At 62.9% G+C, this 26629-nt stretch carries 29 protein-coding genes and 3 pseudogenes; 14 read left to right on the top strand and 18 right to left on the bottom strand.

Translation table 11 applies throughout. From position 1 onward, the window contains the following. Positions 1-467: 467 nt before the first annotated feature. The 3 genes from GR328_RS18110 (at position 468) to GR328_RS18100 (ending at position 3576) form a co-directional block, all read left to right on the top strand. The gene (locus GR328_RS18110; RefSeq protein WP_160886228.1) at positions 468-1292 is read left to right on the top strand and encodes a chromate resistance protein ChrB domain-containing protein; all 825 of its coding nucleotides are present in this window, start codon (positions 468-470) and stop codon (positions 1290-1292) included. Between the two features lies 1 nt (position 1293). After that, the gene (chrA, locus tag GR328_RS18105) at positions 1294-2706 is read left to right on the top strand and encodes a chromate efflux transporter (protein ID WP_160886226.1); all 1413 of its coding nucleotides are present in this window, start codon (positions 1294-1296) and stop codon (positions 2704-2706) included. Between the two features lie 294 nt (positions 2707-3000). Beyond that, positions 3001-3576, top strand: coding sequence for an MFS transporter (locus tag GR328_RS18100; RefSeq protein ID WP_160886224.1), 576 nt, complete (start codon positions 3001-3003; stop codon positions 3574-3576). 96 nt (positions 3577-3672) lie between these two features. On the opposite strand, the gene GR328_RS28605 is transcribed toward GR328_RS18100, so the two are convergent. Genes GR328_RS28605 through GR328_RS26905 form a run of 3 tightly spaced genes read right to left on the bottom strand, consistent with a single transcriptional unit; the run spans position 3673 to position 4250 of the window. Continuing rightward, on the bottom strand, positions 3673-3876 hold the full coding sequence (locus GR328_RS28605; RefSeq protein WP_425487050.1) for a DDE-type integrase/transposase/recombinase: 204 nt from the start codon (positions 3874-3876) through the stop codon (positions 3673-3675). Then, a complete protein-coding gene (locus GR328_RS28600; protein WP_425487049.1) occupies positions 3839-4135 on the bottom strand; it encodes a DDE-type integrase/transposase/recombinase in 297 nt (98 codons plus the stop codon). Before GR328_RS28600 ends, GR328_RS28605 begins: the two co-directional genes overlap by 38 nt. After that, positions 4080-4250, bottom strand: coding sequence for an IS6 family transposase (locus tag GR328_RS26905; RefSeq protein ID WP_205790110.1), 171 nt, complete (start codon positions 4248-4250; stop codon positions 4080-4082). The genes GR328_RS28600 and GR328_RS26905 overlap by 56 nt, the downstream gene beginning before the upstream one ends. Positions 4251-4932: 682 nt before the next feature. On the opposite strand from GR328_RS26905, the pseudogene GR328_RS18080 reads away from it, so the two are divergent. After that, positions 4933-5688 (top strand): annotated as a pseudogene (locus GR328_RS18080) (IS5 family transposase). 374 nt (positions 5689-6062) lie between these two features. Here GR328_RS18080 and GR328_RS18075 read toward each other — a convergent pair. Beyond that, positions 6063-6992 (bottom strand): AraC family transcriptional regulator, encoded by a 930-nt coding sequence (locus GR328_RS18075; protein ID WP_160886218.1) that lies wholly within the window; start codon positions 6990-6992, stop codon positions 6063-6065. A 303-nt stretch (positions 6993-7295) separates the two neighbouring features. Here GR328_RS18075 and GR328_RS18070 point away from each other — a divergent pair, with 303 nt between their 5' ends. The 4 genes from GR328_RS18070 to GR328_RS18055 all read left to right on the top strand — a co-directional run bounded on the left by GR328_RS18070 (position 7296) and on the right by GR328_RS18055 (position 11793). After that, the gene (locus GR328_RS18070) at positions 7296-7841 is read left to right on the top strand and encodes a (2Fe-2S)-binding protein (protein WP_160886333.1); all 546 of its coding nucleotides are present in this window, start codon (positions 7296-7298) and stop codon (positions 7839-7841) included. A gap of 2 nt (positions 7842-7843) precedes the next feature. Beyond that, complete coding sequence (locus GR328_RS18065; RefSeq protein ID WP_160886216.1) at positions 7844-8821, top strand: FAD binding domain-containing protein; 978 nt, start codon at positions 7844-7846, stop codon at positions 8819-8821. Then, the gene (locus tag GR328_RS18060; RefSeq protein ID WP_160886214.1) at positions 8818-11037 is read left to right on the top strand and encodes a xanthine dehydrogenase family protein molybdopterin-binding subunit; all 2220 of its coding nucleotides are present in this window, start codon (positions 8818-8820) and stop codon (positions 11035-11037) included. The genes GR328_RS18065 and GR328_RS18060 overlap by 4 nt, the downstream gene beginning before the upstream one ends. A 567-nt stretch (positions 11038-11604) precedes the next feature. Further along, complete coding sequence (locus tag GR328_RS18055; protein ID WP_160886212.1) at positions 11605-11793, top strand: hypothetical protein; 189 nt, start codon at positions 11605-11607, stop codon at positions 11791-11793. A gap of 446 nt (positions 11794-12239) precedes the next feature. Here the strand turns inward: GR328_RS18055 and GR328_RS18050 are convergent, their stop codons facing one another. After that, positions 12240-12869, bottom strand: a complete 630-nt coding sequence (locus GR328_RS18050) for an FMN-dependent NADH-azoreductase (RefSeq protein WP_160886210.1) — start codon at positions 12867-12869, stop codon at positions 12240-12242. 115 nt (positions 12870-12984) lie between these two features. Between GR328_RS18050 and GR328_RS18045 the strand changes: the two genes are divergently transcribed. Continuing rightward, a complete protein-coding gene (locus tag GR328_RS18045) occupies positions 12985-13875 on the top strand; it encodes a LysR family transcriptional regulator (RefSeq protein WP_160886208.1) in 891 nt (296 codons plus the stop codon). A 67-nt stretch (positions 13876-13942) separates the two neighbouring features. On the opposite strand, the gene GR328_RS18040 is transcribed toward GR328_RS18045, so the two are convergent. Continuing rightward, positions 13943-14845, bottom strand: a complete 903-nt coding sequence (locus GR328_RS18040; RefSeq protein WP_343039419.1) for a helix-turn-helix domain-containing protein — start codon at positions 14843-14845, stop codon at positions 13943-13945. A gap of 177 nt (positions 14846-15022) precedes the next feature. Here GR328_RS18040 and GR328_RS26700 point away from each other — a divergent pair. Beyond that, positions 15023-15334, top strand: a pseudogene (locus tag GR328_RS26700) (low temperature requirement protein A); the annotation flags it as partial. Here the strand turns inward: GR328_RS26700 and GR328_RS28310 are convergent. Continuing rightward, positions 15292-15783, bottom strand: a complete 492-nt coding sequence (locus GR328_RS28310; protein ID WP_343039421.1) for a low temperature requirement protein A — start codon at positions 15781-15783, stop codon at positions 15292-15294. The pseudogene GR328_RS26700 and the gene GR328_RS28310 overlap by 43 nt on opposite strands. A gap of 86 nt (positions 15784-15869) precedes the next feature. On the opposite strand from GR328_RS28310, the gene GR328_RS27505 reads away from it, so the two are divergent. The 4 genes and pseudogenes from GR328_RS27505 to GR328_RS18015 form a co-directional block, all read left to right on the top strand. Beyond that, positions 15870-16016 carry a hypothetical protein gene (locus tag GR328_RS27505; protein ID WP_246215953.1) on the top strand — a complete coding sequence of 49 codons (147 nt, stop codon included), beginning with the start codon at positions 15870-15872 and terminating at the stop codon, positions 16014-16016. 67 nt (positions 16017-16083) lie between these two features. Beyond that, positions 16084-16305 carry a DUF4189 domain-containing protein gene (locus tag GR328_RS18025; RefSeq protein WP_343039418.1) on the top strand — a complete coding sequence of 74 codons (222 nt, stop codon included), beginning with the start codon at positions 16084-16086 and terminating at the stop codon, positions 16303-16305. An 85-nt stretch (positions 16306-16390) separates the two neighbouring features. After that, positions 16391-16537: a hypothetical protein gene (locus GR328_RS18020; RefSeq protein WP_160886206.1), complete on the top strand. Its 147-nt coding sequence runs from the start codon at positions 16391-16393 to the stop codon at positions 16535-16537. Positions 16538-16688: 151 nt separating this feature from the next. Further along, a pseudogene (locus tag GR328_RS18015) lies at positions 16689-17143 on the top strand (IS6 family transposase); the annotation flags it as partial. 92 nt (positions 17144-17235) lie between these two features. Here the strand turns inward: GR328_RS18015 and phnN are convergent. The 11 genes from phnN to GR328_RS17960 form a co-directional block, all read right to left on the bottom strand. Then, a complete protein-coding gene (phnN, locus tag GR328_RS18010) occupies positions 17236-17796 on the bottom strand; it encodes a phosphonate metabolism protein/1,5-bisphosphokinase (PRPP-forming) PhnN (RefSeq protein WP_205790109.1) in 561 nt (186 codons plus the stop codon). Further along, on the bottom strand, positions 17789-18928 hold the full coding sequence (locus GR328_RS18005; RefSeq protein WP_160886202.1) for an alpha-D-ribose 1-methylphosphonate 5-triphosphate diphosphatase: 1140 nt from the start codon (positions 18926-18928) through the stop codon (positions 17789-17791). Before GR328_RS18005 ends, phnN begins: the two co-directional genes overlap by 8 nt. Beyond that, positions 18925-19623 (bottom strand): DUF1045 domain-containing protein, encoded by a 699-nt coding sequence (locus tag GR328_RS18000; RefSeq protein ID WP_160886200.1) that lies wholly within the window; start codon positions 19621-19623, stop codon positions 18925-18927. The genes GR328_RS18005 and GR328_RS18000 overlap by 4 nt, the downstream gene beginning before the upstream one ends. Further along, positions 19623-20474, bottom strand: coding sequence for a phosphonate ABC transporter, permease protein PhnE (gene phnE / locus GR328_RS17995; protein WP_160886198.1), 852 nt, complete (start codon positions 20472-20474; stop codon positions 19623-19625). The genes GR328_RS18000 and phnE overlap by 1 nt, the downstream gene beginning before the upstream one ends. 71 nt (positions 20475-20545) lie before the next feature. Then, positions 20546-21535 (bottom strand): phosphonate ABC transporter substrate-binding protein, encoded by a 990-nt coding sequence (gene phnD / locus GR328_RS17990; RefSeq protein WP_160886196.1) that lies wholly within the window; start codon positions 21533-21535, stop codon positions 20546-20548. A 32-nt stretch (positions 21536-21567) separates the two neighbouring features. Beyond that, positions 21568-22407 (bottom strand): phosphonate ABC transporter ATP-binding protein, encoded by an 840-nt coding sequence (phnC, locus tag GR328_RS17985; RefSeq protein WP_160886194.1) that lies wholly within the window; start codon positions 22405-22407, stop codon positions 21568-21570. A 5-nt stretch (positions 22408-22412) separates the two neighbouring features. Then, positions 22413-23111, bottom strand: coding sequence for a DapH/DapD/GlmU-related protein (locus tag GR328_RS17980; protein WP_160886192.1), 699 nt, complete (start codon positions 23109-23111; stop codon positions 22413-22415). Further along, positions 23111-23851, bottom strand: coding sequence for a phosphonate C-P lyase system protein PhnL (phnL, locus tag GR328_RS17975; RefSeq protein ID WP_160886190.1), 741 nt, complete (start codon positions 23849-23851; stop codon positions 23111-23113). The genes GR328_RS17980 and phnL overlap by 1 nt, the downstream gene beginning before the upstream one ends. A 1-nt stretch (position 23852) precedes the next feature. Continuing rightward, complete coding sequence (gene phnK, locus GR328_RS17970; protein WP_160886188.1) at positions 23853-24629, bottom strand: phosphonate C-P lyase system protein PhnK; 777 nt, start codon at positions 24627-24629, stop codon at positions 23853-23855. Beyond that, positions 24626-25531, bottom strand: a complete 906-nt coding sequence (locus GR328_RS17965) for an alpha-D-ribose 1-methylphosphonate 5-phosphate C-P-lyase PhnJ (protein WP_160886186.1) — start codon at positions 25529-25531, stop codon at positions 24626-24628. Before GR328_RS17965 ends, phnK begins: the two co-directional genes overlap by 4 nt. After that, on the bottom strand, positions 25528-26628 hold the full coding sequence (locus GR328_RS17960) for a carbon-phosphorus lyase complex subunit (protein WP_160886184.1): 1101 nt from the start codon (positions 26626-26628) through the stop codon (positions 25528-25530). Before GR328_RS17960 ends, GR328_RS17965 begins: the two co-directional genes overlap by 4 nt. Position 26629: the final 1 nt, after the last annotated feature.

The raw sequence follows: 26629 nt of genomic DNA, 5'->3' as shown, positions 1-26629 counted from the left end.
AGTAGGCGTGTAATCTGAGAACTAACATTGCACATCCAACGCTGAGAAAGCCCGCCTCGCGCTCCGAGGCGGGCTTTAGATCTATCCGAGCTCGCTACGGGTGGTTTGTCGCCAACATTTGCACTAGCGGCCGCTTCGTCGCTGAACCGGGAACGCCTCATACAGGCACGGAGATGACCTTATCCTAGTTTCCGCGCTTGCAGGCTGAGCAGACCTGCATTCGATCTGCTCTACATTACATTTTGACCCTGAGCGAACCTTGAGCGGACTTACTTATCCGCTGACGACAGCAGTCGTGGTCGTAAGAACATTCCATCCTCGCCCGCTGCCCGTTCCGTCCGCCAAGCGGGGGGTGTTGACAGATTCCTGCGACTGGTACCTACTGAGCCCATGGGGGCTGCGATCCCCTCACGAGGCGCCATGCCCAAGAATCGCGTCCAGCTCTCCTTCAGCAAGGACGCATCCGCATGCCGTCAATCAACGCCATTTCCGTCGACAAGCTCGCCCGTCTGGTCGGCACGCCCAAGTGCCCGGTTCTCATCGACGTCCAGACCGACGAGGACTTCGCCGCCGACCCGCGCCTGATCCCCGGCGCGCTCCGCCGACCCTGGTCCCAGGTCCACGAATGGGCCAAAGAATTCGCGGGCCAGTCAGCCATCGTCATCTGCCAGAAGGGCCTGAAGATCAGCCAGGGCGTGGCCGCTTGGTTAAGGCACGCGGGCATTCCGGCGGACTCCCTCGAGGGCGGTGCCTTGGCTTGGGCGCAGACCGGCCTGCCGATGGTGCCCGAGGCCGTGCTGCCACCGCGGGACGGGCAGGGACGCACCGTCTGGGTGACCCGCGCCCGCCCCAAGGTCGACCGCATCGCCTGTCCCTGGCTCATCCGGCGCTTCGTCGACCCGCGCGCCGTGTTCCTGTTCGTGGCCGCATCCGAAGTCCCGGCCGTCGCGCAGCGCTTCGGGGCGGCTCCGTTCGACATCGAAGGCGAGGACGTCTTCTGGAGCCATCGCGGCGAGAGGTGCACGTTCGACACCATGGTCGAGGAGTTCGGCCTCGCGACGGAGCCGCTGCTGCGGCTGGCCACCATCGTGCGCGGTGCCGACACGGCCCGTCCCGACCTCACCCCCGAGGCCCCTGGCCTGCTCGCTGCCTCGCTCGGCCTCTCGCGGATGTATGCCGATGACCTCGAACAGCTCGAGGCCGGGATGGTCCTCTACGACGCCTTCTACCGTTGGTGCCGCGACGCCACCGATGAGATCCACAACTGGCCTGTAAGAAAGCAAGGGGCGTGACATGACCGAGACATCAACCGTTGCACAGGCGCCTGGACGCCATGAGGCGGCACGGCATGGCGTTAGCCTGGCTGAGGCCTTCAGGGTTTGGGCACGCGTCGCGATGCTCAGCTTCGGCGGGCCTGCCGGCCAGATCGCGGTCATGCACCGCATCATCGTCGAGGAGAAGCGCTGGATCGGCGAGAACCGCTTCCTGCACGCCCTGAACTACTGCATGCTGCTGCCGGGTCCCGAGGCGCAGCAGCTCGCCACCTACATAGGCTGGCTCATGCACCGCACCCTCGGCGGCGTCATCGCCGGCGTGCTGTTCGTCCTGCCAGGCGTGATCTCGATCATGGCACTCAGCATCGTCTACGCCCTGTTCGGCAAGGTCGGCATCGTCTCGGCCCTGTTCTTCGGCCTCAAGGCTGCGGTCCTTGCCGTCGTGCTCCAGGCGGTGGTGCGCATCGGCGGCAGGGCCCTGAAGAACCGGATCATGATCGGCCTCGCGGCCGCGGCGTTCGTCGCGATCTTCTTCTTCGGCGTGCCGTTCCCGATCATCGTCCTGACGGCCGGGATCATCGGGTTCTTCGGCGGCCGCGCGGGTGTGCCGGCCTTCCAAGTTGGAGGCGGGCACGGTGCGGCCAAGGGCGGCAAGCAGGTCGCCGACGCCGATGCCCTGCTCGGCGAGGAGCTGCCCGAGCACGCCCGCCCGACGGCCGCACGGGCCTTACACGTGTCGGCGATCTGTCTCGCGCTCTGGCTCGTGCCCGTCGGCGCCCTCCTCGTGACGCTCGGCTCCGGCAACGTGTTCAGCCGGATCGCCACGTTCTTCTCGACCATGGCGGTCGTGACCTTCGGCGGCGCCTACGCGGTGCTGGCCTACGTGGCCCAGCAGGCGGTCGAGAACTATGGCTGGCTGCAACCGGGTGAGATGCTCGACGGCCTCGGCATGGCCGAGACCACCCCGGGTCCCCTGATCATGGTCCTCCAGTTCGTGGGCTTCCTGGGCGCGTTCCGCGATCCCGGGGCGCTGTCGCCGCTCACAGCGGGCGTGCTCGGAGGACTGCTCGCCACCTGGGTCACCTTCGTCCCGTGCTTCCTGTTCATCTTCCTGGGCGCGCCCTTCATCGAGGTGCTGCGCGGCAACCAGGCCCTGCATGGTGCCCTGTCGGCCATCACGGCGGCCGTCGTCGGCGTGGTGCTGAACCTCGCGATCTGGTTCGCGATCCACACGGTGTTCCGCGAGACCTGGCCCGTGCGGAGCTTCGGCCTGTCCTTCGACGCACCCGTGCTGGCGAGCGCCGACGTCTGGGCGCTGCTGCTGTCGGCGGCCGCCGTCATCACCATGTTCCGCTTCAAGGCCGGCATGATCCCGACGCTCGCCGCCTGCTCGGCCGCAGGCATCGTCCGGTACGCTGTGGGGATGATCTGATGATCGCCGGAGGGAGTCCGGTGCTCCAGGGCCGAGGTGCGACAGGGACGATCGAGGAGACACGGGCGAAGAGCCTCCCACCCGCCGTCAGGCTCGTCCTCGTGGCTCGATCCCTGCGGCCTTCGGCGACGGCTACGTCGCAATCCTGCTGCCGCTCCATCTCTCGCGCCTCGGCTACGATGCCTTCGGTGTTGGGGTCATCTCGACCGCGACCCTGCTGGGTTCGGTCCTGCTGACGCTGGCCATCGGGCTGGTCGCCTACCGAGTTCCCCGGCGCCGCAGCCTGCTCGCCGCATGTCTCCTGATGGTCGCGACGGGGATCGGGTTCGCCGGGCTCGAAGGCTTCTGGCCGTTGCTCCTGATCGCCTTCGTCGGGACGCTCCTCGTGCCCTGGGAGCGCTCTCGGCGGGCTCTGTCGATTGGCTTGCCCCGGTCATGTCGCCTTCGACCATGGTGACCGCCCTGTTTGGTCTGTACGGGGGCATTGGGCTGCTCACGTTCCTGCTCTACCGTCGGCTGTCGCCGCAGGTCGAGGCTGGCCTCGACAGCCCGCCCGCACCACTCGGGCGGTCGCGCGGAATCGCTTACCGCCTCGCGGCCTTATTCTCGGTCGGCGCCTTCGGCGGCGGGTTGGTCATCAACGCGCTGCCGGCGCTCTGGCTCAGCGAGCGGTTCGGCATCGGCGTCGGCACCGTCGGAGCGATCTTCTTCGTCACCAGCCTGTGCTCTGCGGCTTCGTACTTTGCCGCCGTGCCGCTGGCCAAGCGGTTCGGGTTGATCAACACGATGGTGTTCACGCATCTGCCGTCGAGCATCTTCCTGATCCTGACGGCCTTCGCGCCGACGGTCTGGATCGCCTTGGACTCCTGATCCTCCGCAGCCTGCTGTCCCAGATGGACGTACCGACGCGATCCTCGTACGTCATGGCTGTGGTCCGTCCGGAGGAGAGGCCAGCGGCCGCGAGCGTCACCGCCTTACCCCGCAGCCGCGCGTCGGCCGGATCACACGCTTGAGCGCACCGTGATCCGCTTCAATGATATTGTTGAGAAATTGCGAGGTCCGATGCTCGACATCTTTCGACAGCAGCCCCTCGCATTGTAAGCGTCGGATAATTTTCGGATAAGAGGCCAGTCTATCGGTCGTAATTGGGAATGGCGGATAGTCGCTCATCAGCGAGAGGGCTTTGCACAAGAAGCGATAAGCGGCTTGGGTGTTCCGAGCGGTCGGAGAGCATGAAGTCGATCAGCTGCCTATACTTGTCGACCGCCCTGAACAGATACTTCCAGCGTCCTCCGACCCGCACGTACGTCCCATCCGCACGCCACGAGCCGGAACGGGAACCCTGAAACCCTGATGCCCATCGGACCCGATTCTCAATCTCCTGCGCGTAACGCTGAACCAACGAAGGATCGTGGATAGACCGCAACACCACGCTCCTGCATGATCTCGGCAAGATCACGGTAGCTGATGCCGTACTTGTAGTACCAGCGAACGCACAGCAGGATGATCTCGGCCGGAAAGCGACGGCGCTTGAACAAGGACAACAGAGCGGCTCCTTGACGAACCGCCCCTCGCTATACGGTCGAGGTGAATGCAACAGTTCCCCAAGGCTGCCTCAACTGCTGCCAGTTGCACGCTAGCGAGGGTGCGGGCAGGCTCACGCCATTCGCGACCGCCGGGCTCCACGGATATGCTGCCCCGATCGCCGAAATTTTCGATGGCCCAACCTATCGTGGCTGCGATTTCGTCCTTGGACGCTCGCCCGCTGGCAACCCTGCGGAGCGCCTCCTGATAAGCGGGCCTGGCAAGGATCTCGAAATCCGTAAGCAGGGGGATCCGTCCTCATCGGTGCCGTTTCGCACCAGCGAGTCGATCTCCAGCTCTCCTGAATAGTGCATCTTCGCCAATTATCGCACAGACGCGGTGCGCGAGCGGTCACGGGCGGACGAAAGCGGGACAACATCGGATTGCTTGAGCTTTGCACGAGCTTCGGCGAATTGGTCAAGAAAGCGCGCAACGGCGGCGTGAACCTTTCTTCCAGCCTCCAGCCAATCGCTCCCAGGGGCTTGCGCAACTCAGTTTTGCCAATAATCGGCCGGAGCTCGACGGGAACCACGATCCGCGCCCAAAAGCGCCCGCCAGGTTCAACGATATGACTAAGGCCTGCTAGCGCTTGAACTCATTGCGTCTGAGGGCGTTTTGCTCATCCTGATCTGAGGAGGAGTCATACTGACGGACGCACAATGGGCGATGCTGGAGTCTTTGGTGGAACAGTGCCGTCCCAAAGGCAAGACACCACCGCAGGTCCTGCGGCGGACGGTTGGGGCCATTCCCTGGCGGCATGAGAATGGTGCCAAATGGCGGGCTGTCCCCGCTGAACTGGGCCGTAGTGGCGCGCGGCCCAGACCTTCATTCGCTGGGCTCGCCTGCGTGTCTGGGAGCGTCTGCTCAACCTGGTGCAGGAGCATGCCATCCAACTCGGAATGACGTGCCTCGACGGCACCAGCGCGTGCGCATCAGAAGGCCGCTGGGGCTCGCCGAAAAGGGGCTCTCAAGCTCAACGAGACAATCGTGAAGCAATTGACCGGTTTCGTGGAGGGTTATGGCACCAAGGCTTGCGTGATCGCCGACGCGCTCGGACGGGCCACCACCTTCCGCATCGTGCCCGGTCAGGTGCACGAACTGCCGCAAACCGTTCCGTTGCTGGACAGCCTGCCCGGCGTACCCATGTGGGCGGTGGGGGATCGCGGCTACACCAGCCATGCCTTTCGCGAGCATGTTTGACGCATGGGAGCCCGACCGGCCATCCCGCCGCAGCGCCATGAGGCGCCGGTCGCCTGTCCGGACTGAATCTATAACAACCCCAACGTGGTCGAGCGGCTCTGGGCGAGGCTCAAGGAGTGGTGAGCTGTTGCAACCCGCTACGAGAAGACCGCCTCATCGTTCATGGGCGCCCTCTGCCTCGCCGCCACCCTCGACTGACTCAAGACCTAACAGGCCTTAATTGGGTCAATCGTGCAAGCCGAACCGTGCGCATCGATCATCCAGGATGGAAGATGCCTTTTCACAAGACCTTTGCGTTGTGAGTTTCTAATGGAAACCACGGCTTTCGCCTCTTCTCAGGCTGGCGCCGGATCGAGTCCGTTCTCATGGCCTCCTATGAAGGACAGTGACGGCAAATATCGCTGCGGGCAGTAAGTCTGGTTTTGGCACATCTCGGACGTGGGTCGAACTTCCGCATGGAACAGGAACACCGGACGTTTCCGTCAGTGAACGAATGTCACTGCCTGACCCCAAGCGGACATTCCCTGCATCCTGTGTGAACACAGGAATCAAAGGTAAGCATCGCAAGGGTGCTATCGCTCAGGCCGCACAACCAAACCTGAGGGCGATCGCCGCCATTCGCTTGGCGATGCCTGCATCATCCGAGTGAAGACACGGGTGAAGTGACTCTGGTCGGCGAACCCGCATTGGCTCGCGACCTCCTCGAGGGGAAGCGTCGTGGCCCTGAGCAGACCCTGCGCGACCTCAATGCGCCGCTGCAAGAGCCACTTGTGCGGTGGCATGCCAGTCGTCATGCGGAAAGCACGGGCGAAATGACTGCGGGAGAGGCCGCACTCGCTGGCGAGACGATCAAGCGCGATGTTGCCGTCCAAATGTGCCGTTAGGATTTCCTTGGCACGACGCTCCTGCCAAGGCGCGAGTCCACCGCGCTTGAACTGGATCCTGATCGGCGCGTTGCCGTACGTGCCTGCGAGGTGCGAGAGCAGGGCCAGCGCCACGTATTCCACGAACAGGGAGTTGGCTTGCTCAGGCCGCTCCAGCGCGGGCAGCAGGGATTCTCCCAGGCTCCGGACACTTGCGTCGTCGACGGGAACGCCGAGCGGCGTACTGATCGACTCGAACCGCGGCAGCCCGTGCTCGTCCGCAATCCCATCGAGGGCCTGGCGCGGCAGATACATCGCCACGCAGTCTATGGGATCGCGCAGGAACGAGGCGTGCCCGAGGTTCAGGTCAAGCAGCGTAAACTGTTCACCCCTGACCGGACTCATCGGCACCGGACGACCGTCCACCCAGTACGGATTCGTCGGGATATCGCGGCGCTGCAAACACACGAGATGCGCATCCTCCCGCGGGATCTGCGCTGCAACCCCGTCTCCCCTGTCGTCCCACTGGATGCGGGTGGCCGCGAAGGTCGCCCTTTGAAGGACTTGCACCGTCAAGGTCGGAGGGTCGTCGGCCCCAACGGACTTGCCCAAGCGCTGGCCATAGGCTCCGGTCGCCATTTGCGAGTTCCATTCACATCACATGCCCGTGAGGGCTGAGGCTGTGGGTCATGGGTGAGAGCCCAAAATCGAGCACTAACGTACAAAACGCAGCACTCCCGACACTGGCGAACTCGATCAGGGTCACGGAAGCTTAGCGCGTAGTTCCCCAGGTGTCGACACAGCGTCGGCCATGCACGGCCGGCATCCCGACCAGGAGCCACCATGACCAAAACCAATCATGATGCCCCCTCGGGCAACGAACGATCGTTGTCCGGACACGACGCGCCCCAGCGCGGACCTTCCCGCCGCTCGATCCTGCAAATGGCCGGAGGAGCGGCTTCCCTTGCCGCCGCCCCCGCAGCAATCGCGCAACCCGCTTCATCGGAGGGTCCGCCAACCGCGCCAACGACGCGCGTCCGCCTGGTCGTCAACGGCAGCGCACGGGATCTCAAGATCGATCCCCGTCAATCGATACTCGACGTCCTGCGTGAGACGCTCGACCTCACGGGAACGAAGAAGGGCTGCAACCAGGGTGCCTGCGGGGCCTGCACCGTACTCGTGAACGGACGGCGGGTGACCTCGTGCCTGACGCTGGCCGTCATGCATGATGGTGCCGAGATCACCACGATCGAGGGTCTGGCAAGGGGTGATGAGCTGCATCCGCTTCAGGCCGCCTTCATTGAGCACGATGGGTTCCAGTGCGGCTTCTGCACGCCCGGCCAGATCATGTCGGGCGTCGCGTGCATCGCCGAGGGCCACGCCACCTCGCCCGAGCAGATCCAGTTCTGGATGAGCGGCAACATCTGCCGCTGCGCCGCCTATCCCGGGATTGTCGCGGCGGTGGCCGATGCGGCAGGGAGGACCTGAAGATGCTTCCATTCAGCTTCGAGAAGGTGCGGACCGAGCAGGACGCGATCCGCGCGGCCGCGGCGGGCGCCCGCTACATCGCAGGCGGTACCACGCTCATCGACCTCATGCGTGACGAGGTCGAGCGTCCCGAGCGTCTGGTCGACATCAATGCCCTGCCGATGGCCGACATCCGCGCGGATGGGGCCGATCTCGTGATCGGCGCTCTCGCCCGCATGAGCGATGTCGCGGCCCATCGGGAAACAAAACGCCTTCAGCCCCTGATCGCCGAGTCCCTGATCGAGGGGGCATCGCCGCAACTGCGCAACATGGCCTCGATGGGCGGCAACCTGTTGCAGCGCGTGCGCTGCCCGTACTTCCGGATGCTGGACGCGGCCTGCAACAAGCGCGATCCTGGCTCGGGCTGTTCGGCCATCGATGGCCTCAATGCTGGACATGCCATTCTCGGGACCAGCAATCACTGCGTCGCTACGCATCCATCGGATGTTGCCGTCGCTCTTGTCGCCCTCGGCGCCACGATGCGGGTGCGAGGTCCCCAAGGCGAGCGCGCCTTCCCGGTCGAGGAACTCTTCCGGCTTCCTGGCGACACGCCGCATCTCGAGCACACCCTGCATCCAGGCGAGCTGATTGTCGAGATCCGGGTGCCGGGCGGCCCCTATGCCAGGCAGGCCCGCTACCTCAAGGTGCGCGACCGTGCCTCCTATGAGTTCGCGCTCGTTTCCGCCGCCGTGGCCCTGGAGACGGAAGGCGACACCATCCGCCAAGCCCGCGTCGCGGTCGGCGGCGTCGGCACGCGCCCGTGGCGCATGCGGGCAGTGGAGGAGGCACTCAGGGGTAAGCCGGTAGGCCGCGATACCTTCACGGCGGCCGCTCACCTCGCACTGGAGGGAACGCGCCCGCTGTCGCACAACCACTACAAGGTCGAACTGCTGCCGCGGACCATCGTCCGGGCGCTTGAGATGGCGGGAGGGACGGCATGACCACTACGTTGATTGGAAAACCGGTCACCCGCGTCGACGGGCGGGCCAAGGTCACGGGCGCTGCACGCTATGCAGCCGACTTCAACCAGCACGCCCAGCTTTATGCTGTGATCGTCAGTGCCACCACCGGCCTCGGCCGGGTGACAGCGTTGGACGAGGCCCCGGTGCGGGCCATGCCGGGTGTCGTGGAGATCATCAGTCATCTCAATGCTCCACGCCTGGCCTATGGCCCGCACAAGGCGTTCATCGACCCGGAGGTCGGGGAGCGGCTGCATGTGCTCCAGGACGCTCAGGTCCGGTTCTACGGCCAGCCCGTTGCGGTTGTCGTGGCCGACACGCTTGACCGCGCGGAGCGTGCCGCCAACGCGTTGCGCATCAGCTATGCGGCCGAGCGGCCCGTCGTCGACCCCCGCGATCCGAAGGCGCAGGCGGTCGAACCCTCGGGCTCCAGGGGCCATTCCCACGCGGCCCGCGGAGACGCGGATCGGGCGCTGGCGGATGCCCCCGTGAAGGTCGACGTGACCTATGACATGGCACGCGAGAACCACAACCCCATGGAGCCGCACGCGGTCGTCGCCGCCTGGGATGGCGACAGGCTGACCCTGTGGAGCAAGAGTCAGTTCGTCGTGAACGAGCAGGCTGAGATTGCGGCCATCTTCGGCCTGCCGCTTCAGAACGTGCGGGTGATCTGCCCGTTCATCGGCGGAGCCTTCGGGACATCCCTGCGGACATGGCCGCACGTGACGCTCGCGGCCATCGCGGCCCGTCAGGTCGGGCGGCCCATCAAGCTTGTCCTGAACCGCAGGCAGATGTTCTTCACCACCGGACATCGGCCGCGCACCCTGCAACGCGTCGCCATCGGGGCGACCCGGGATGGCAGGATCACGAGCATCATCCACGAGGGCAACGGCGAGACGAGCCGCTACGAGGAGTTCACCGAGGCACTGCTCTCCGCCACGAGCTACATGTACTCGTGCCCCAACGTGCGGACGAGCTACCGGTTGACGCCGCTCGATATCGGCACCCCCAACCACATGCGGGGGCCGGGTGAGTCAAGCGGGATGTTCGCCCTCGAGTCCGCACTCGACGAACTCTCCTACGCGCTGGGCATCGACCCGATCGAGCTGCGCCGCCGCAACGAGCCGACCATCGACGAGGGCGAGAACAAGCCGTTCTCCAGCCGCTCCCTGGTGCAGTGCTACGAACGTGGAGCCGAGCGCTTCGGCTGGTCCAGGCGCACTCCGGCGCCCCGCTCCATGCGGGACGGCCGGCTGCTGGTCGGCATGGGGGTTGCCTCCGCCACCTACCCGGTCTGGTACCTTCCTACGAGCGCACGCGTCCGGCTGCATCCAGACGGCACCGCCGCGGTCGAGGTCGCCGCAAGCGACATGGGGCCGGGCACCTACACCTCGATGACGCAGGTGGCGGCCGAGACGCTCGGCATCCCGGTCGAGCAGGTCCGCGTCAGCATCGGGCGCTCGGACTTCCCGCCAGCGCCCCCGCATGGCGGCTCCATGACGATGGCCTCGGTCGGCTCGGCGGTCCGCGCCGCCTGCCTGGCGGCACGGGATGAGGTCACGCGGCGTGCGATCGCCGACCAGCGCTCACCTGTGTTCGGCGCAGCCCTGGAGGGGGTCGAGTGGATCGGCGGAAACGTACGCCGGCTTGGGGACGCCTCCGCGGGACAGCCCTATCGCGACATCCTCGCTAGCAGCGGACAGCCGATCGAAGCCCATGCCTCCAACTTCCGTGACCCCGAAGCCGCCCAGCGCTACTCCATGCATTCGTTTGGGGCCGTGTTCGCCGAGGTGGCGATCGACCCGGACGTCAGTACGATCCGGGTGCGGCGGGCCCTCGGCGCCTATGGGGCGGGCCGCATCGTCAATCCGCTCCTGGCCTCAAGCCAGTGCACCGGCGGCATGATCGGCGGCATCGGGATGGCCCTGATGGAGCAGACGGCCCTCGACGCGCGTGATGGACGTCCGGTCAATGCCCACATGGCCGATTACCTCATGCCGGTGAACCTCGACATCGGGCAGCTCGAGGCGCTGTTCGTCGACGAGGATGATCCGCACGTCAACGCGCTCGGGGTGAAGGGCTTGGGCGAGATCGCCCTCGTCGGAATGGCCCCGGCGATCGCCAATGCGATCCACCATGCGACGGGCAAGCGTGTGCGTCACCTGCCGATCCGCATCGAGGACGTCCTGACCGCTTGAGGCGGGACCGCCGCGGTGGGTGGTCGATGGGTCTAGGGTACAGCCGACCTGCTCATGGGATTGGGATGAACGATGCTGCACTGCGCTCCTGCCATCTGGGTCGATGACCAGCCCGACGGACTCCCCGGACTACTGGCGGCTGCCGACGCCGCTACCCCGCTCGATGTCCTGCGGTTCGTCGTCCCGCCCGATCGGGGCGTTGATGGGCGTGACGGACAAGCGAGCCGCCGTTTGTCCCTTTGCCATGGCAAGGCCTGGCGGTTTCGGAACCCGTTTCCGGGTTCCCGCTGGAGCTGCCGGCTTCCTCTACGGTGAGGCTTCGGAGAGCGTTGCCGGCCGGATCTGCCAGGGTCCGGGTCCGCGCCGATCCGGTGACCGAGCGAAGGGCAGAAAGGATGTCCGCCGCGTCCGGCTCCCTCAGAACGATGTCGTCCCGCGCCGAGAACCGGGCCTCGCGCACGCCGATGATCGCAGGCCGGTCCGGATGGTTGTCACGATGCTGGTCAGCCAGGCGCAGCCGTCAATCAGGCCAGGCAGGGCAGCTCGGGTGTAGAGCCAGCCGGTCAGGTGCTGCCAGTCGCGCAGAAGGCGAAACGCCTGTTCGCCTGCGGTGGCGGTCAGCACGTCGTGTCCGGCTCGGCGGAGCGCCTGAGCGAGGCTGTCCGCAAGCCCCTCGTCGGTCTCGACGATCAGGATGCATCCGCGCCCGGTGCCGGGTGCCGGATGCGGCCCTTCCGCTCACGTTGGAGCCTCTGATGCCCGACTCGTACGCCCTGGCTGCCTCATCCTGCCCGTCCGCGAGAGCGTGATCGATTGCTACGTTGCTCATCGGGGGTGTCCCGTCGATGCACTCGGCACCTCGAAATGGCAGCACGGCTCCGTGCGGTTGAGGGCACCGGACAAGGCCGTGCTGCTGAGCATGCCCCCAGGGGCGGTCTCGTGTTCTGCCCCTACGGCCGAGGTTGTCCGCCCGGGATGCATGCTCGATCCAGGTCGGGCGCGATCCCGCGTGGAAAGCGGCGGACGCGCCGGTGTGAAGGATTATCGAAGACCCCGTCAGAAGGGCAGCTTCGTCCCTTGGCGACATCCCGGATCAGCCATGAGTGTCTGCTGGTCGCCTAGCGGTGTCATCGGGAAGGGAATACGTCTGGGTCTTCGAGCGACGGAGTATGACCGTATCTCACTTCGGAGCCGAACGGCGGCTAGGCCGCCTTGCGGCAGGCCTCACCGACCGTTTCCGCAATCTGCCGGCGTACGGTCGCGATGGCCCGATCGCGGGCTTCCGGTCCGAAAGCCAGCTTCTCCGCCCGGAGGAAGGTCACGTCGGTGATGCCCATGAAGCCGAGAAGATTGCGAAGATGGGGCTCCTGCGAATCCATTGCCTGCGCGGTTCCCTCGCTGTAGAGGCCGCCGCGGCTTTCGATGACAAGGGCGCGCTTGCCTTTGAGAAGGCCCTCGGGGCCACTCTCGTTGTAGCTGAAGGTGATGCCGGCCCGCAGCACGTAATCGAACCAGGCTTTCAGGGTCGATGGCATGCCGAAGTTGTACATGGGCGCTCCGATGACGATCGTATCGGCGGACTTGAGCTCGGCGATCAGCCCGTCCGACAGGGTACGGGCGGCTGCCTGGGCCTCGTTGCCGGGCTCCCCGCCGCGCAGCGCCGTGGCCGAGTCGGTGGTCAGGTGCGGAACGGGATCGCGTCCGAGATCCCGGGCGATGACCCGCAGGGCAGGATCGTGGGAGCGCAGGCGGGCGACGGTTTCCTCGACGAGTTGGCTGGACACGGAGGCCTCGCCGAGCGCGCTGCTGGTGATCACGAGAGCTGTGGACATACGACAATCCCTCCAGGGGTTTTGGTCATTGCGGTGCGTCCGATTTAGTGGTTCATGACATGCTGCATAAGACGCATATTCCGCACCATGCTGTTGCCTGGGAAGGAACACCGCCTTGACCGAGCTGGAAGACCTGAGGAGCTTCGTGGAGGTCGTCGACAGTGGCGGCCTCAACCGTGCCGCGGCCCGCCTGGGGGTCTCCAAGTCGATCGTCAGCCGGCGGATCACCCGCCTGGAGGCGGAGCTCGGCACGCGCCTGCTCACCCGAACCACGCGCGGCATCAGTCCGACGGAGGCCGGTGCCGAGTTCAAGGCGCGATGTGATCGGATCCTGAGTGAGATCGAGGAAGCGCGCGACGCCGTCGCGCAGCAAGGGCGGTCGGTGCGCGGGCGCCTTCGCCTCTCCGCCCCGTTGGTGTTCGGCGTGCGGCACTTGGTGCCGGTCCTGGGGGATCTGGCGCGGCTCCATCCCGCTCTCGAGCTGGACGTTTCGTACACCGACCGGGTTGTGGACCTGCTCGGGGAGCGATTCGACGCCGCGATCCGGATCGGCTCCCTCAGCGACTCCAGCCTCGTCGTTCGCCGGATCGCGCCTGTCCATGCGGTACTGGTCGCAAGTCCCGACTACCTGTCCCGTCACGGGCGACCAAGCACGCCGCGGGATCTCACTGCGCACGAATGCCTGATCTACACGGGTAGCCTCGTTCCGGAGTGGCAGTTCGAGACCGGCAGGCGCCGGGTGTCGATCCGGCCCGAGGGCCGCCTGAGGTCGGACAGCGGGGAAGCCATTCTTCAATGGGCAATCGCAGGGCTGGGGATCGCCGACCTTCCATCGTTCCTGGTCTCCGACGCCATTGCGAGCGGCGCCCTCGAACCCCTCCTGCCGGATCATCCGAGGCCCGAATACGGTATCCACGTCGTGCGGCCGCCGGGCTCCCATGTCCCGGGCAAGGTCCGGGTCCTGATCGACACCCTTGTCGAGCGCTTCGGAGGCACACCCGAATGAGTTCGGTGCTTGACAGGACTCAGCGGGCAGTAGGCCTTCGACGGGATACGTCCTTCATTTGCCCGTACTACAAGCGAAGGCGTCGCCAGTCGCCGGGCGATGCGTGCATGAGCCTCGAGAATACGCGGGTGAAGTGACTCTGGTCGGTGAAGCCGCAGCGGATTGCGATCTCCTTAAGGGACAGCTTCGGGTTCCGGAGCAGTTCCTGCGCAAGTTCGATGCGCCGCGCCAGGAGCCACTTGTGCGGCGGCAGTCCCGTCGCCGTCCGGAACGCCCGTGCGAAGTGGCTGCGGGAGAGGCCGCACTCCCGTGCAAGTTCGACGAGGCCGACCTTTCCATCGATATGGGTCAGCAGGATGTCCTTGGCCCGGCGCTCCTGCCAGGGCGACAATCCTCCCCTGAATGGCCGCAGGACGGCAGGCTGCTCGCCGTAGAGCCCGGTAAGATGTGCGAGCAGGGCCAGCGCGACATGATCGACGAAGAGCTGGTTCGCGGTCTCGGGCCACTCGAAGGCCGGCACTAGGCACTCTCCCAGATTACGGATGACATCGTCCTCGAATGCGATGCCTCGCGCGGATCGAAGCTGTCCGATCGGAGGCAACTCATGCTCTTCCTGGAACCGATTCAACGCATCTCGCGAGCAGTAGATGGAGACGCAGTCGACGGAGGCATAGTTCAGGGATGCGTGCTCCTCGTTGAGGTCGAGCAACAGGAACTGGCCACTGCTGATCGGCATCCGGGGCGTGGGCCGGCCATCGATCCAGTAAGGGCCGGCAGGCAGATCACGCCGCTGCAAGCACACCAGATAGCCGTTGTTGCAATCGAGCCGGCTTGGCGTACCGGACCCCGAATCTCTCCAGCGGACGCGAGCGGCCATGAGTTCCGCCAGCGGCAGGGCGCGGGCAATGAGGGTGGGGGGCTGATCGAGCCCCGCGAACTTGCCCAGGCGTCGTCCGGATACGTCAGCCACGTCCCGTTCCTCGGAATCGATTCGGCGACTGAATGGAAGCGCGCCTTTACAGCAAGATTGTGACACTGGCAGACTAGGCGAAGCGGGCACTTTCATACAAAACGCAGCACTCGCACCGCTTGCGAACAAGCGTGGCGAGGCGAACACTGCACACCGTCTCTCGTATCCGTCTGAAGGATGTTCATGAGCGCTATGCCGGCGGGCTCCGAGACGCTTCACCATCATGCCCGGCCGATGGCCAGGCGTGACCCGCGCGAGGCCCATCGCGGGGCGACTCCGCTCGAACTGCTGTTCGACCTGATGTTCGTCGTCAGCTTCGGGCTCGCGGCTTCCCAGCTTGCCCATGCTCTGGCGGAGGGCCACTACGCTACCGCCCTGAACGGCTTCGCCTTCGCGAGCTTCTGTATCTGCTAGGCCTGGGTCAACTTCTCTTGGTTCGCGTGGGCCTATGACACGGACGACTGGATCTTCCGTCTTGTCACGATGGTCCAGATGATCGGCGTGCTGGTCCTGGCATTCGCCGTCCTCCTCGCGTTCGTCGAACTGGCAGGCCCCGTCCCGGCGAATGTTGCAGCAACCGCGAGTACGACGACACCAACCGTCCCAACCAGCAACCAAACGTGGAAGGGATCGAAGCGGCCGACGAGATACGTGTAAAGTGCATAAGTCCCGCCGAGAAAGATGCCGACCGGAATAGCGACGCACAGCACCGTGGTGAGCGCGCCGATATGGGCCTCGTGCTCGATGACGTACGCCGCAACGTGCAGACCGGCCCCCGTTGCCACGATCGAAGCGACGATCACCATCTGACCGTAACCCCACACCAAGGCCCGGTTGCGGTGGGCATGGAGCACCTGCGCAGATGGCAAGATGTAATAGATCCACCACATGCCGAAGGTGAGACCGACGCCCGCGAGACAGACCAGCGTGGCGTCCATGGTCCAGCCCTGCTCCTCGGTCACGGCCGACAGGGTTGCCAGCGTGCCCACGAGCCCTCGCCGAGCGCGATGATCGCGAACAGGCCGTGGCGTTCGACAATATGATGGGCGTGCCTCCACTCCTGTGCTCGGCGATCATGAACATCGCGATTTGCCTGATCATCCTCATGCTCGCGCCGACGGTCACAATCCTCGGATACGAAGTGTCGGGACGCAGACAACGGAACCGCTGATCGGCCGGATGCGGAGAGTAATGCTCTGAAGCACTGTGAACGGGTTGGCGGTCGACAATGCGCTGTCGTGATTACGCTTCATAACGACCGTCATTGGGATGACAACGACGCCACAGGCTCCCCATATGATCACTGTGGTGCCCTTGCAGTGGGAAAGAGCCGGTCTCCTGGGGCTGCCCGGTGGGGAGCGGTGTCTGCAAAGACCAGAAATGACACCGAGGATCTTGCCCTAACGGCGTGCATATCCGGCAACGAGCAATGCGAAGTGCGTGAATGGGTTTGCACCTAAACGACCGGTCTTGGAGAGCATAAGGCAGTGTGTTGGGTTGGTATGCGCGTCGCGGGATTCTGTTGCAACCAAGAGCTTCAGCGCCTTGGCTCCGGTCGTGGCCAATGCGGGCACAGAAGTTATCCTGTTCGACACCGGCATCTCGGCTGACGGCCTGATCCCAGCGCTGGAAGCGGCAGGATTGAAAGCGAAGCAGGTGGTTGCTCTTGTAGTGCTGACCCGCCTCCGTTAGGATCACATTGGTGGTCTCAGACGAGGTGACGCGCCTACGTTCCCGAATGCCAATATCATGTTGGGCCGTCGAATTCGACGACTGGGAGCCTTTCAACAACGCACAGGTTAAAGCCAATGTGACCCCGCTGATCGGCAGGGCCACGTTTCTCAAGGTCGTCATCAGCATCGGGGGCCGGAAGCTCTGGCTCTGACGCGCCGTGGACCAACACGGGACCGTGCTCGACATCTTGGTCCAGAGCCGGCGCAATGCCAAAGCCACCAAGCGACTGATGCGCAAGCTGCTCAAGAAGCAGGGCATCGCCCCTCGCGTGATGATAACGGATAAACTGGCCAGCTATGCCGGTGCAAAGAGGGCTGTGATGCCCGGCCTTGAGCATCGGCAGCATCGGGCCTTGAACAACAGAGCGGAAAACAGCCATCAGCCAACTCGACGACGGGAGCGCATCAAATCAGCAGGGCAGGCGCAACGTTTCCTCTTGGTTCATGATCATGTCGCAGACCCTTTCCGCCGCCCCGCGAACACCAACCTGCTGATTATCGAACGGCGCGAGCCGGTGCTCTCATAACCTGGGCGAACATCACAGGTGCTGCGGCTGAACCCTGATCCGACCGTCCAGGGCGGCCGGTCCCGACCCAGTCAGTTAAGTTGACGATGCTCCCCGAATACTCTGCACTTCGAAAAATGGACGCACAGCATCAGACTGATGATGAGCTCAGTATCTTGATCAATTGATCCTTTGCAATATCGATTGGGCCGGAGTTGTCGATCCGCACGTAACTGCATGCGGCATGTGGTAGTTGGAAATTCACCGATCGCGCGATGCGCCTTCTTGCTTCTTCTGCATTCTCTCGACCGCGAGCCATGATTCTCTCGAGCAGGATCTCCGGGGCCGCCGTGATCTCGACGACAGCAACCCGGCCGAAGGTTCTCACCGCATCGGTAAGAACAGCGCGGGAAACATTAGCCACGACTATCTTGCCTCGATTAACTGCATCAAGTGCTGACTGAGGAAGACCATAGAAGAGACCGTGTGCCCCCCAACTCAAACAGAACATGCCGGCAGCACGTCCTGCTTCAAACGCTTCCGGAGTCATCGTATCATGATCTTCGGTGACGCCGTCTGACAAACGGGTAATGACTCGGCGCACGAAAACGATGTCAGGCTGATCGCGCACCGCTTGCGCAGCGGCCCCGATAACCGAATCCTTGCCTGCCCCACTGGGGCCGACGATCGCAACGAGCGCTCCCTTATGCAACGCGAAACCCTTCCCGCCAGACCGAGCAAACACGGGGTGGCCGACCGCTGGTGGCTTGGACTCGCACCAAATCGGCACGCCTCCCAATTTCGATACGGCCGCGGTCAGTCAGGCCCGCGGCATCGGCCGGATTGGCTGAAATCAGGCTTATCGCGCGGGGCAAGTCGATGTCGGCTCGATCGGCGAGAAGAAACGCCGCTTGGACGAGACTGAACGGCACATAATCCGAGGACAGGATATCAAGTGCCCCGGCATGCAGCAGATCAATGGCCGAAACATTGCCCGAGTGAGAGCCACCGCGCACGACATTGGGCGCGCCCATGAGTACATGCAAGCCTGCATCTCGTGACAACGTTGCAGCCTCGACCGTGGTCGGGAATTCTGCCAGGGCAACTCCAAGCGAAACGCTCTCTTCCACATGCTCGCGCGTCGCATCGTCATGCGACGCTATCGAAATACCGCTCGTGCGGCAGCGATCGGCAAGAAGTCGGCGGTTGCGCTGGGAATTTGCAGCCGATTCCGCAATACGTCGCTCACTATAGGCGGCGAACTCGATATCGCTGAGCTTCTTCTTGCCCTGATAATAGATGCGATAGGCTTCCAGGCTGACAAACTGCCTCTGACCGGGTGCGTGATCCATCAGCGAGGCCAGACGAACCCGTTCGTTCCCTCGAAGCTCGTCGAAATGTTCCACCACGTCAGACACAGAAACCTCACAACGCAGGTGGATGAAGTGCTCTGCACGCAGGCGCCCATCGGTACTCGCCGACGCGATGGCGTCTGCCATGGCCGACATCTCCTGCGAGCCGAACTCGGTGTCGCCCTCCAAGCCAACCCGAAGCGCGTCAAAAACCGTCGTTATACCTGACGTTGCGATTTGCGCGTCATGCGCCTGGAGTGCCGCGTCCATGTTCCAGCGAACCTTTGGGCGTGGCTGCAGATGGGTCTCAAGGTGATCAGTGTGCAGCTCGACGCAGCCTGGGATCAACACATCTCCAGCACAGTCCTCGCCGGTCCTCGAGTTTCCGCTCGAGATATCGGCAATATTGCCGTCTTGGATCTTAAGGGTGCCTTCAACGATCTCGTCGGCAAGTACGATGCGTGCATTGGTGAATACGAGTTCTGGGGTCATGGCTCTAGGCCTTGGGATGGCATGCCGCTTTGAAGCGGATGGCGCGAATGAACATAGAAGGGTGCGCGCGGTTCCAACTCGACGAACAATGCGAGCGCATCAATGACAACAGGGGTCTCAAGAATGGGGTTGAACTGGGAATGCAGCCTCTTCGCGACCTGGGCTGCCTCATCCTCGTCAACAATCGAGTTAGTCAGCGTCATGTGAAAGCGAAAGTCCTGACCCACATACGGATAGCCCCAGCGCGACAGGTTCGCTTTCTGGCGCTCCGACAGATTTTGTGGATTGCGCCGAGCCGCCTCCTGCTCGGTCAGTGGAGCACGGAATGGTTCAAAGGTAATCCGAATTGCCTCCTCGAATTGCAGCAATCGCGGATGCGCAGTCTGAACCGTGAGCGCGAAAAAGCTGTCCAGACGTGTGACTGCGAGCGTTCCGAGAGCGACAGCCTGAGTCCTTTGCGCGAAAGCGGCCAGTTCACGATCCAGATCGTTGAGCGTCGTGCCATCGGCGAGCCGAAATGGTGCCTTAAGTGTGGCATGAAACCCGTAGCGAACTGGCTCGGATACGAGCACATCTATCTTTGGATCGGGATCACGCACGATGCGATCGTCGAATGCGTCGCGCCCGAGCCACTCGGCTGCTCGTAAGGTCAGCGGATCGTTCTTGGACGGAGTGAAGTAGATTGCTGCCCGCATCAGATCACCAGCCGGCGGAGAAGCTGTGAGATCAGGTCCATGATCGTGACCGTGATCACGACGATGATCAGGATTGCGGAGGCTTCGGGGTAATAGAAGGCACGTATCGACTCGAAGAGTACCTGGCCAATGCCACCGGCCCCGATGATGCCGAGAACGGTCGCGGACCGAACGTTCGATTCAAGGCGATAGAGAGAATACGAAATCCAAAGTGGCAGGACCTGCGGGATCACGCCATAAATTATCTGTTGGACACGTGATGCGCCCGTTGTGCGGATCGCCTCCACGGGGCGCGGATCAATCGCCTCGACCGCCTCGGAAAACAGTTTCGCCAGAATCCCGGTCGTGTGAATGAACAAAGCCATGACACCGGCAAAGGGGCCAAGCCCGACCGCCACGACGAACAGGACAGCAAATACAACCTCATGAATGGCTCGAAAAAGATCCATGAGTCGGCGCACAGGCTGCAGGACCCACCAAGGGACCATATTGTGCGAGGACAGGATTCCGAAAGGAACCGAAAGGGCCACGGCCAGAAAGGTTCCCCAGAGCGCAATTTGAATCGTGACCAGCATCTCCGCGAGATAATGGCGCCAGTCGCTGAAATCGGGACGCAGGAACCCGGCCGCATATTCAGCCATGTTTCCGGAATCAGTAAAAAGATAGGTCCAGCGGCTTATTTCGGCCGGTCCCCAGCTCCAGGAGAGCGCTGCCACAAGCAGAGCCAATAGAAATAGGTTACGGCGCCCGCCAGATCTGTGCCCAGCTTCCGGCGCTAAAGTGGAGCGACCCCCGATTGCCTTTACAAACCTGAGGGCCGTAGTTCCGGGAGTCGATGCTGTCTGATTCATGGAGTACAACAAGGTTCTATGATCACCGGTTGGGAGAGTGGCCTGGAACAGACCACTCCCTTTGCATTGGCTCAGCCGGCGGCAGCCAGTTCGGCCTCGTACTTGGCCTTCTGCGCCTTCAACTGGTCGAGCTTGGCTTTCTTTGCATCGGCAGCAAGCGAAGCGTCGGCCTCGATCTGGGCGATCGACTTGGTGAGTTCCATGATGCGGATCGGCAGCAGCTGCCTGTCGGACGAGGCGCGGAACGGCGCCCATTTCAGGCCGGCCAGAACTTTCTTCTCGGCGGCGATGTCTCCCGTCGACTTGTCGGTGCCGTAGGTGAGGAAGAACTCGCGGATCTTGGTTTTCTGTGCTGCCGGAAGATCCTTACGCCACACGATCGGGTCTGACGGGATCAGGGGCGAGCGCCAGATTTCGCGGATATTCTCGAATGCCTTGGGTTGATTCTTCTGAATTAGCGCCATGTTCTCGGTATTGTTGGTCGCCGCGTCGACCTGCTTGTTGGCAACCACCATCGCATTGGTCTCGTGGTTGGCGTTGGTGACGTTCTTGAAGCAGGCCTTTGGATCGATGCCCTTGGCGCTGAACACGAAGGTCATCGGGACAAGGTAGCCCGAAGTCGAGTTCGGATCGCCGAGGCCGAAGTTGAGAGACTTGTCGCACTTCAGGACATCATCGATTGACTTGATTGGGGAGTCCTTAGGTACGATCACAACGGACCAGTAGCCTGGCTCGCCGCCGACCGGCACGCTCTGGACGAACACTTCACCATTGGCGCGATCCACAGCTTCCATGGCGGATTTGTTGCCATACCAAGCTAACTGCACCTTACCGAAGCGCATGCCTTCGATGACGCCGGCATAGTCGGAGGCAAAGAACGGCTTCACGTCAAGGCCGGTCTTCTTCTTCAGGTCTGCGAGCAGCGGCTCCCAACTGGTCTTCAGGTTCTGCTGAGACTCCGTCGAGATGATGCCGAAGTTGATGACCCCCTGGGCCACGGCTGCCGTAGACATCGTGCAGGCGAGCGACACCGTCGCTGCCCACTTGAGCATCGTGTTCATTCCATATTCTCCGCTTATTTTCCTGGACTTAGTTAGGCTAACATATGCACTGGTTCGTTACCGCTCGGCCGGACCGGCAAAGCTCGCACCAGTTCTGCCGTGCTTTCCGGCAGAACCAGTTCTTCCGAAGCGTCGCCGTAGAGCTCCGCGAGGAAACCGTTGGAGAGGGCTGTCGAAGGCCCGTCATAAACAATGCGCCCATCGCGCATGGCGATCGTGCGCTTGCAGTAGCGTCGCGCGTACTCAACCTGGTGCAGTGACACGAGTACAGTGATGTTGTCTTGGGTGTTGATCGTGGCCAGCACGTCCATCACGCGCCGTGCGGAGGACGGGTCGAGCGCGGAAATCGGCTCGTCGGCGATCAAGATTTCGGCTTCCTGAACAAGAGTGCGCGCGATGGCAGCGCGCTGTTGCTGGCCGCCAGAAAGGGTCGACGAGCGCTGGGTAGCCACGTGGGGGATGCCGACGCGGGCCAGGGCGCTTTCAGCCCTTTCTTTCTCGGACCGGCTGAACAGGCCGAGCGTGCCGCGCCAGCGGGGAACCCGGCCTAGATTGCCGATGAGCACATTGGTCAGGACGGAAAGACGTCCAACGAGATTGAATTGCTGGAAGATGACCGCCACGCGACCGGCCGCGCGCCCACGCAACAGCCGTCCCGCCGTCTGCGAGACCTCCCCGAGAACCACGACTTTCCCCGTCTCTCCATCGCCTGCCTCAAGCCCTGCGATATGACGGATGAGTGTGCTCTTGCCGGAACCTGATGCGCCGATCAGAGCGACCATCTCGCCACGTCGGACATCAATGCTGACATTTTCGAGAGCTCGGGTTTGCCCGTAACGCTTCGAGAGGTTAGAAACGCTGATTGCTATCATCTGCATCATCCCCGTTCGTCCAAACCTACTGATCGAGGATAACTTGCTGGCGACGGTTCGATGTCAGTTCGATGACGGTTTGGAGTCAGCGCTTCATAGCGCTCAACGAAAGCCTCGGCCGTAAGCGTCCGGAAGTCCTCCAGTGCCGCGAAAAGTTTGTCATGCGGCCACTCCCACCATGCCAGGCGATCCATCCGCCCTCCGATCTCAGGAGGGAATCGCTCTCGGATGAGGCGGGCTGGAACTCCGCCGACGATGGTGTAGGGCGCGACATCGTGTGAGACGACGGCTCCAGCTCCAACAACAGCGCCATTGCCGATACTGATGCCGGGCAGGATAGTCGCTCCATGGCCGATCCAGACATCATGGCCAATCGTAACCGGTTGGGAGCGGCGCCATCCGAAGAACTCCTCTTCATCTGCGGCACCGTCGAAATAATCGCCTGCGCGATAGGTGAAGTGATGCAGCGTAGCGCGCCATATGGGATGATTGGTGGCATTGATCCGCACGGCGGCCGCGATGTTGGCAAATTTGCCTATCCTGGCACACCAAATTGAGCAATCCTGCATGATATAAGAGTAATCTCCCAGTGCCGTCTCGCTCACGCGCGAACGTGCTTCGATCTCGACAAAGCGACCGAGCGTGCACCGCTCAACATCGGCCGTCGCGTGGATAAGCGCCTTATGTTCGTTGAGCTTGGGCATCACGCGGCCTCCCGCGTCGAGAAGGCGGCGACGTCGAGGATACTCGTCGCAACCGCCTCGCGGACCGGAATGTCGTGGAAGATCCCGAGGATAGCTGTTCCAGCAGCTAGCTTCTCCCGGATCATGCCGACGACGACATCTCGGTTGGTCTCGTCGAGCGACGCTGTCGGTTCATCGAGCAGAAGGATTGGGTGATCAATCATGAAGCCACGGGCGATATTCACCCGCTGCTTCTCACCGCCAGAGAACGTTGCCGGAGGGAGATTGAAGAGGGCTGATGGCAGGTTCAGCCGCTCGAGCATGGCGGCGGCACGGTTTGACGCTGCCTTGCGCTCCACTCCACGCGTGAGAAGCGGCTCGGCCACGACATCGAGAGCCGAAACCCGCGGGATCGTCCGGAGGAATTGGCTGACATAGCCTATGTGATCGCGCCGGAGACTGAGTACCAGGCGGGGATCGCCCGATGCGAGGTCTGCGACGTCTCCGGTGCTGCGGTCCCGCACAAGGATCCGGCCGGTATCGACAGCATAGTTGCCGAAGATCATGCGCAAGATGGACGACTTACCGATACCTGACGGGCCGCCCAGTACTAGGCATTCGCCGGGAGAGACCTCAAACGTGACATTGGCCACGACGGGAAGACGGACACCGCCGCGAAGGTGAATCGTGAATGATTTGGATACATCCTCGACTGAAAGCAGCGGAGCGCCAGCCATAACAGATGGATTGTCGGTCACCATCTCAGTTCTCCAGGATCGAGGCGACGAGAAGCTGGGTGTAGGGATGGCTTGGATCGTCCATCACGCGATCAGTCAGTCCCTGCTCGACAATTCTTCCGCTCTTCATGACGATCATGCGCTGTGAGAGGAGTCGGGCGACACCGAGATCATGGGTGACGATGATCACCGACAGACCAAGATCCGAGACCAGCATTCGCAGCAGGTCGAGGACACGCGCCTGGACCGATACATCGAGGCCGCCGGTCGGCTCATCCATGAAGATCAAGCGGGGATGAGTAACGAGATTGCGCGCAATCTGTAGACGCTGCCGCATGCCGCCCGAGAAGGACACCGGCATATCGTCGATGCGGGAGGCTGCGATCTCGACGCGTTCCAACCAGTCGCTCGCCCGGCTCCGGATGTCGCCGTAGTTGCGGTCACCAATCGCCATCAGCCGTTCACCGACGTTAGCGCCTGCCGATACGCGCATCCGCAATCCATCTGCCGGGTTTTGATGGACGAAACCCCAATCCGTCCGCATGAGGAAGCGGAGCTCGGCCTCGCCCAGCTCCGCGAGATCCGGGAACCGCTGGTCACGCATCCGATAGCGGATTTCGCCGCTGCTCCGCTCCATGCGAGTGGAAATGCAGTTGAGCAGCGTGGTTTTGCCGGAGCCGGACTCACCGACGATCGCGACGACCTCGCCCGGCCATACATCAAAGGAGACGTCGGTACAGCCAATGAAGTTGCCGTAGCGCTTTTCCAGCTTGCGGACGGAAAGGATGGGTTCGCTGTTCATTCTGCGGCCTCCCAATCAGCCTTCGCAGCGCCATGCTGCGGCAGGCCTCCTACCTGAGACCCCTTTGACCGGCGGGTTTCGCAATAGTCTGTATCGGAGCAAACAAACATGCGCCCGCCGCGGTCATCCGTGATGACTTCGTCCAAATAAACCTCCTGGGCGTTACAAAGTGCGCAGCGGGCCTCGAAGCGCTGAACCGTGAATGGGTGGTCCTCGAAATCGAGACTGACCACATCGGTGAAGGGCGGCAGCGCGTAGATCCGCTTCTCGCGGCCGGCGCCAAAAAGCTGCAGCGCGGGCGAGCGGTGCATTTTGGGATTATCAAACTTGGGGATTGGCGACGGGTCCATGACATACCGGCCTTCGACCTTAACGGGATAGGCATAGGTCGTGGCGATATGGCCGTGCTGCGCAATATCCTCGTAGAGCTTGACATGTACCAGGCCGTATTCTTCCAGCGCATGCATCACACGCGTTTCCGTCTCACGTGGCTCGAGGAAGCGAAGCGGCTCAGGGATTGGCACCTGATAGACAATGATCTGGCCGTGGGCGAGAGGAGTCTCAGGAATGCGGTGGCGGGTCTGGATGATCGTTGCATCGGCTGTCCGGGTCGTCGTTGCCACATTCGCAACCTTGGCGAAGAAGGCCCGGATCGACACCGCATTGGTGGTATCGTCGGCACCCTGATCGATGACTTTGAGCACATCATCCGGACCTAAGATCGATGCGGTGACCTGCACTCCGCCCGTGCCCCAGCCATAAGGCATGGGCATTTCACGGGAGGCAAACGGCACCTGGTACCCAGGGATCGCGATCGCCTTCAGGATTGCGCGCCGGATCATCCGCTTGGTCTGTTCGTCGAGATATGCAAAGTTATAGGCGGGCAGGGAGGGGTTTCTCATTCTGCTGGCTCGTTCATTGGTGTGTCAGCACTCGCCATCTCGGCCTCGCGACGTAGCGTTCGCAGCAATTCGAGCTCTGCTTGAAAGTCGACATAATGAGGCAGCTTCAGGTGCTCGACGAAGCCGGTGGCCTGCACGTTGTCGCAGTGCTCCAGCACGAATTCCTCATCTTGCGCCGGAGCTAGCCGTTGCTCATTGAACTCGTCGGCCCTCATTGCGCGGTCAACGAGACTCATGGCCATTGCCTTACGCTCGGATTGCCCGAAGACCAGTCCATAACCGCGTGTGAAACGCGGGGGCTTATCCGCACTTCCCTTGAACTGCGATACCATCTGGCATTCCGTGACCCGAATCGCGCCGATGCATACAGCAAAGCCGAGTTCCGGCACGTCCACTTCGACATCAACCATGCCGATGCGGATCTCACCGACGAAGGGGTGAGTTCGACCGTAGCCACGCTGCGTCGAGTAGCCGAGGGCGAGCAGGAAGCCCTCGTCGCCGCGCGTCAACGCCTGCAGGCGGACTTCGCGTCCAACAGGATAGGCAATCGCCTCACGCGTCAGATCACCCGGTTTATCGTTGCTTGGGACATCAGCCTCGATCAGCCCTTGGCCATCGAGAAGATCAGTCACGCGCGGGCAGCTCTCCTCCGTGGGGCGCTCCCGCTTGACGGGGGGCGTGACAGCTTCGTCACCGGCCATGGACGGGTCGATCAGGCGGTGCGTGTAGTCGAAGGTCGGTCCCAAGAGCTGGCCGCCCGGGATGTCCTTGAAGGTCGCGGAGACACGGCGCTCAATGCGCATCCTGCTCGTGTTGATGGGGCATGCGTTACTGAACCGCGGCAGCGTGGTGCGATAGGCACGCAGGAGAAAGATCGCTTCGATCAGATCGCCACGTGCCTGACGCACGGCCATGGCCGCGAGTTCGGGATCATAAAGAGAGCCCTCAGCCATCACGCGATCCACACCAAGGGATAATTGGTTGACGATCTGCTCGACGGAGAGGGCGGGCACATTGCGATCTCCACGCCGGCGATCGGCCATGAGACGATGTGCATTTGAGATTGCCGCCTCTCCACCTTTAACTGCGACATACATG

The organism is Microvirga makkahensis, assembly GCF_009830105.1.
Lineage (GTDB): Bacteria > Pseudomonadota > Alphaproteobacteria > Rhizobiales > Beijerinckiaceae > Microvirga > Microvirga makkahensis.
This window is presented reverse-complemented; position numbering and strand designations above follow the sequence as displayed.

Coding starts and splice junctions, on each gene's coding strand:
- GR328_RS18110 (WP_160886228.1), top strand. CDS start 468: ATGCCGTCAATCAACGCCATTTCCGTCGACAAGCTCGCCCGTCTGGTC.
- chrA (WP_160886226.1), top strand. CDS start 1,294: ATGACCGAGACATCAACCGTTGCACAGGCGCCTGGACGCCATGAGGCG.
- GR328_RS18100 (WP_160886224.1), top strand. CDS start 3,001: ATGTCTCCTGATGGTCGCGACGGGGATCGGGTTCGCCGGGCTCGAAGG.
- GR328_RS28605 (WP_425487050.1), bottom strand. CDS start 3,876: ATGAGCGACTATCCGCCATTCCCAATTACGACCGATAGACTGGCCTCT.
- GR328_RS18075 (WP_160886218.1), bottom strand. CDS start 6,992: ATGGCGACCGGAGCCTATGGCCAGCGCTTGGGCAAGTCCGTTGGGGCC.
- GR328_RS18070 (WP_160886333.1), top strand. CDS start 7,296: ATGGCCGGAGGAGCGGCTTCCCTTGCCGCCGCCCCCGCAGCAATCGCG.
- GR328_RS18065 (WP_160886216.1), top strand. CDS start 7,844: ATGCTTCCATTCAGCTTCGAGAAGGTGCGGACCGAGCAGGACGCGATC.
- GR328_RS18060 (WP_160886214.1), top strand. CDS start 8,818: ATGACCACTACGTTGATTGGAAAACCGGTCACCCGCGTCGACGGGCGG.
- GR328_RS18050 (WP_160886210.1), bottom strand. CDS start 12,869: ATGTCCACAGCTCTCGTGATCACCAGCAGCGCGCTCGGCGAGGCCTCC.
- GR328_RS28310 (WP_343039421.1), bottom strand. CDS start 15,783: ATGGACGCCACGCTGGTCTGTCTCGCGGGCGTCGGTCTCACCTTCGGC.
- GR328_RS18005 (WP_160886202.1), bottom strand. CDS start 18,928: ATGACCCCAGAACTCGTATTCACCAATGCACGCATCGTACTTGCCGAC.
- GR328_RS18000 (WP_160886200.1), bottom strand. CDS start 19,623: ATGCGGGCAGCAATCTACTTCACTCCGTCCAAGAACGATCCGCTGACC.
- phnE (WP_160886198.1), bottom strand. CDS start 20,474: ATGAATCAGACAGCATCGACTCCCGGAACTACGGCCCTCAGGTTTGTA.
- phnD (WP_160886196.1), bottom strand. CDS start 21,535: ATGAACACGATGCTCAAGTGGGCAGCGACGGTGTCGCTCGCCTGCACG.
- phnC (WP_160886194.1), bottom strand. CDS start 22,407: ATGATAGCAATCAGCGTTTCTAACCTCTCGAAGCGTTACGGGCAAACC.
- GR328_RS17980 (WP_160886192.1), bottom strand. CDS start 23,111: ATGCCCAAGCTCAACGAACATAAGGCGCTTATCCACGCGACGGCCGAT.
- phnL (WP_160886190.1), bottom strand. CDS start 23,851: ATGGTGACCGACAATCCATCTGTTATGGCTGGCGCTCCGCTGCTTTCA.
- phnK (WP_160886188.1), bottom strand. CDS start 24,629: ATGAACAGCGAACCCATCCTTTCCGTCCGCAAGCTGGAAAAGCGCTAC.
- GR328_RS17965 (WP_160886186.1), bottom strand. CDS start 25,531: ATGAGAAACCCCTCCCTGCCCGCCTATAACTTTGCATATCTCGACGAA.
- GR328_RS17960 (WP_160886184.1), bottom strand. CDS start 26,628: ATGTATGTCGCAGTTAAAGGTGGAGAGGCGGCAATCTCAAATGCACAT.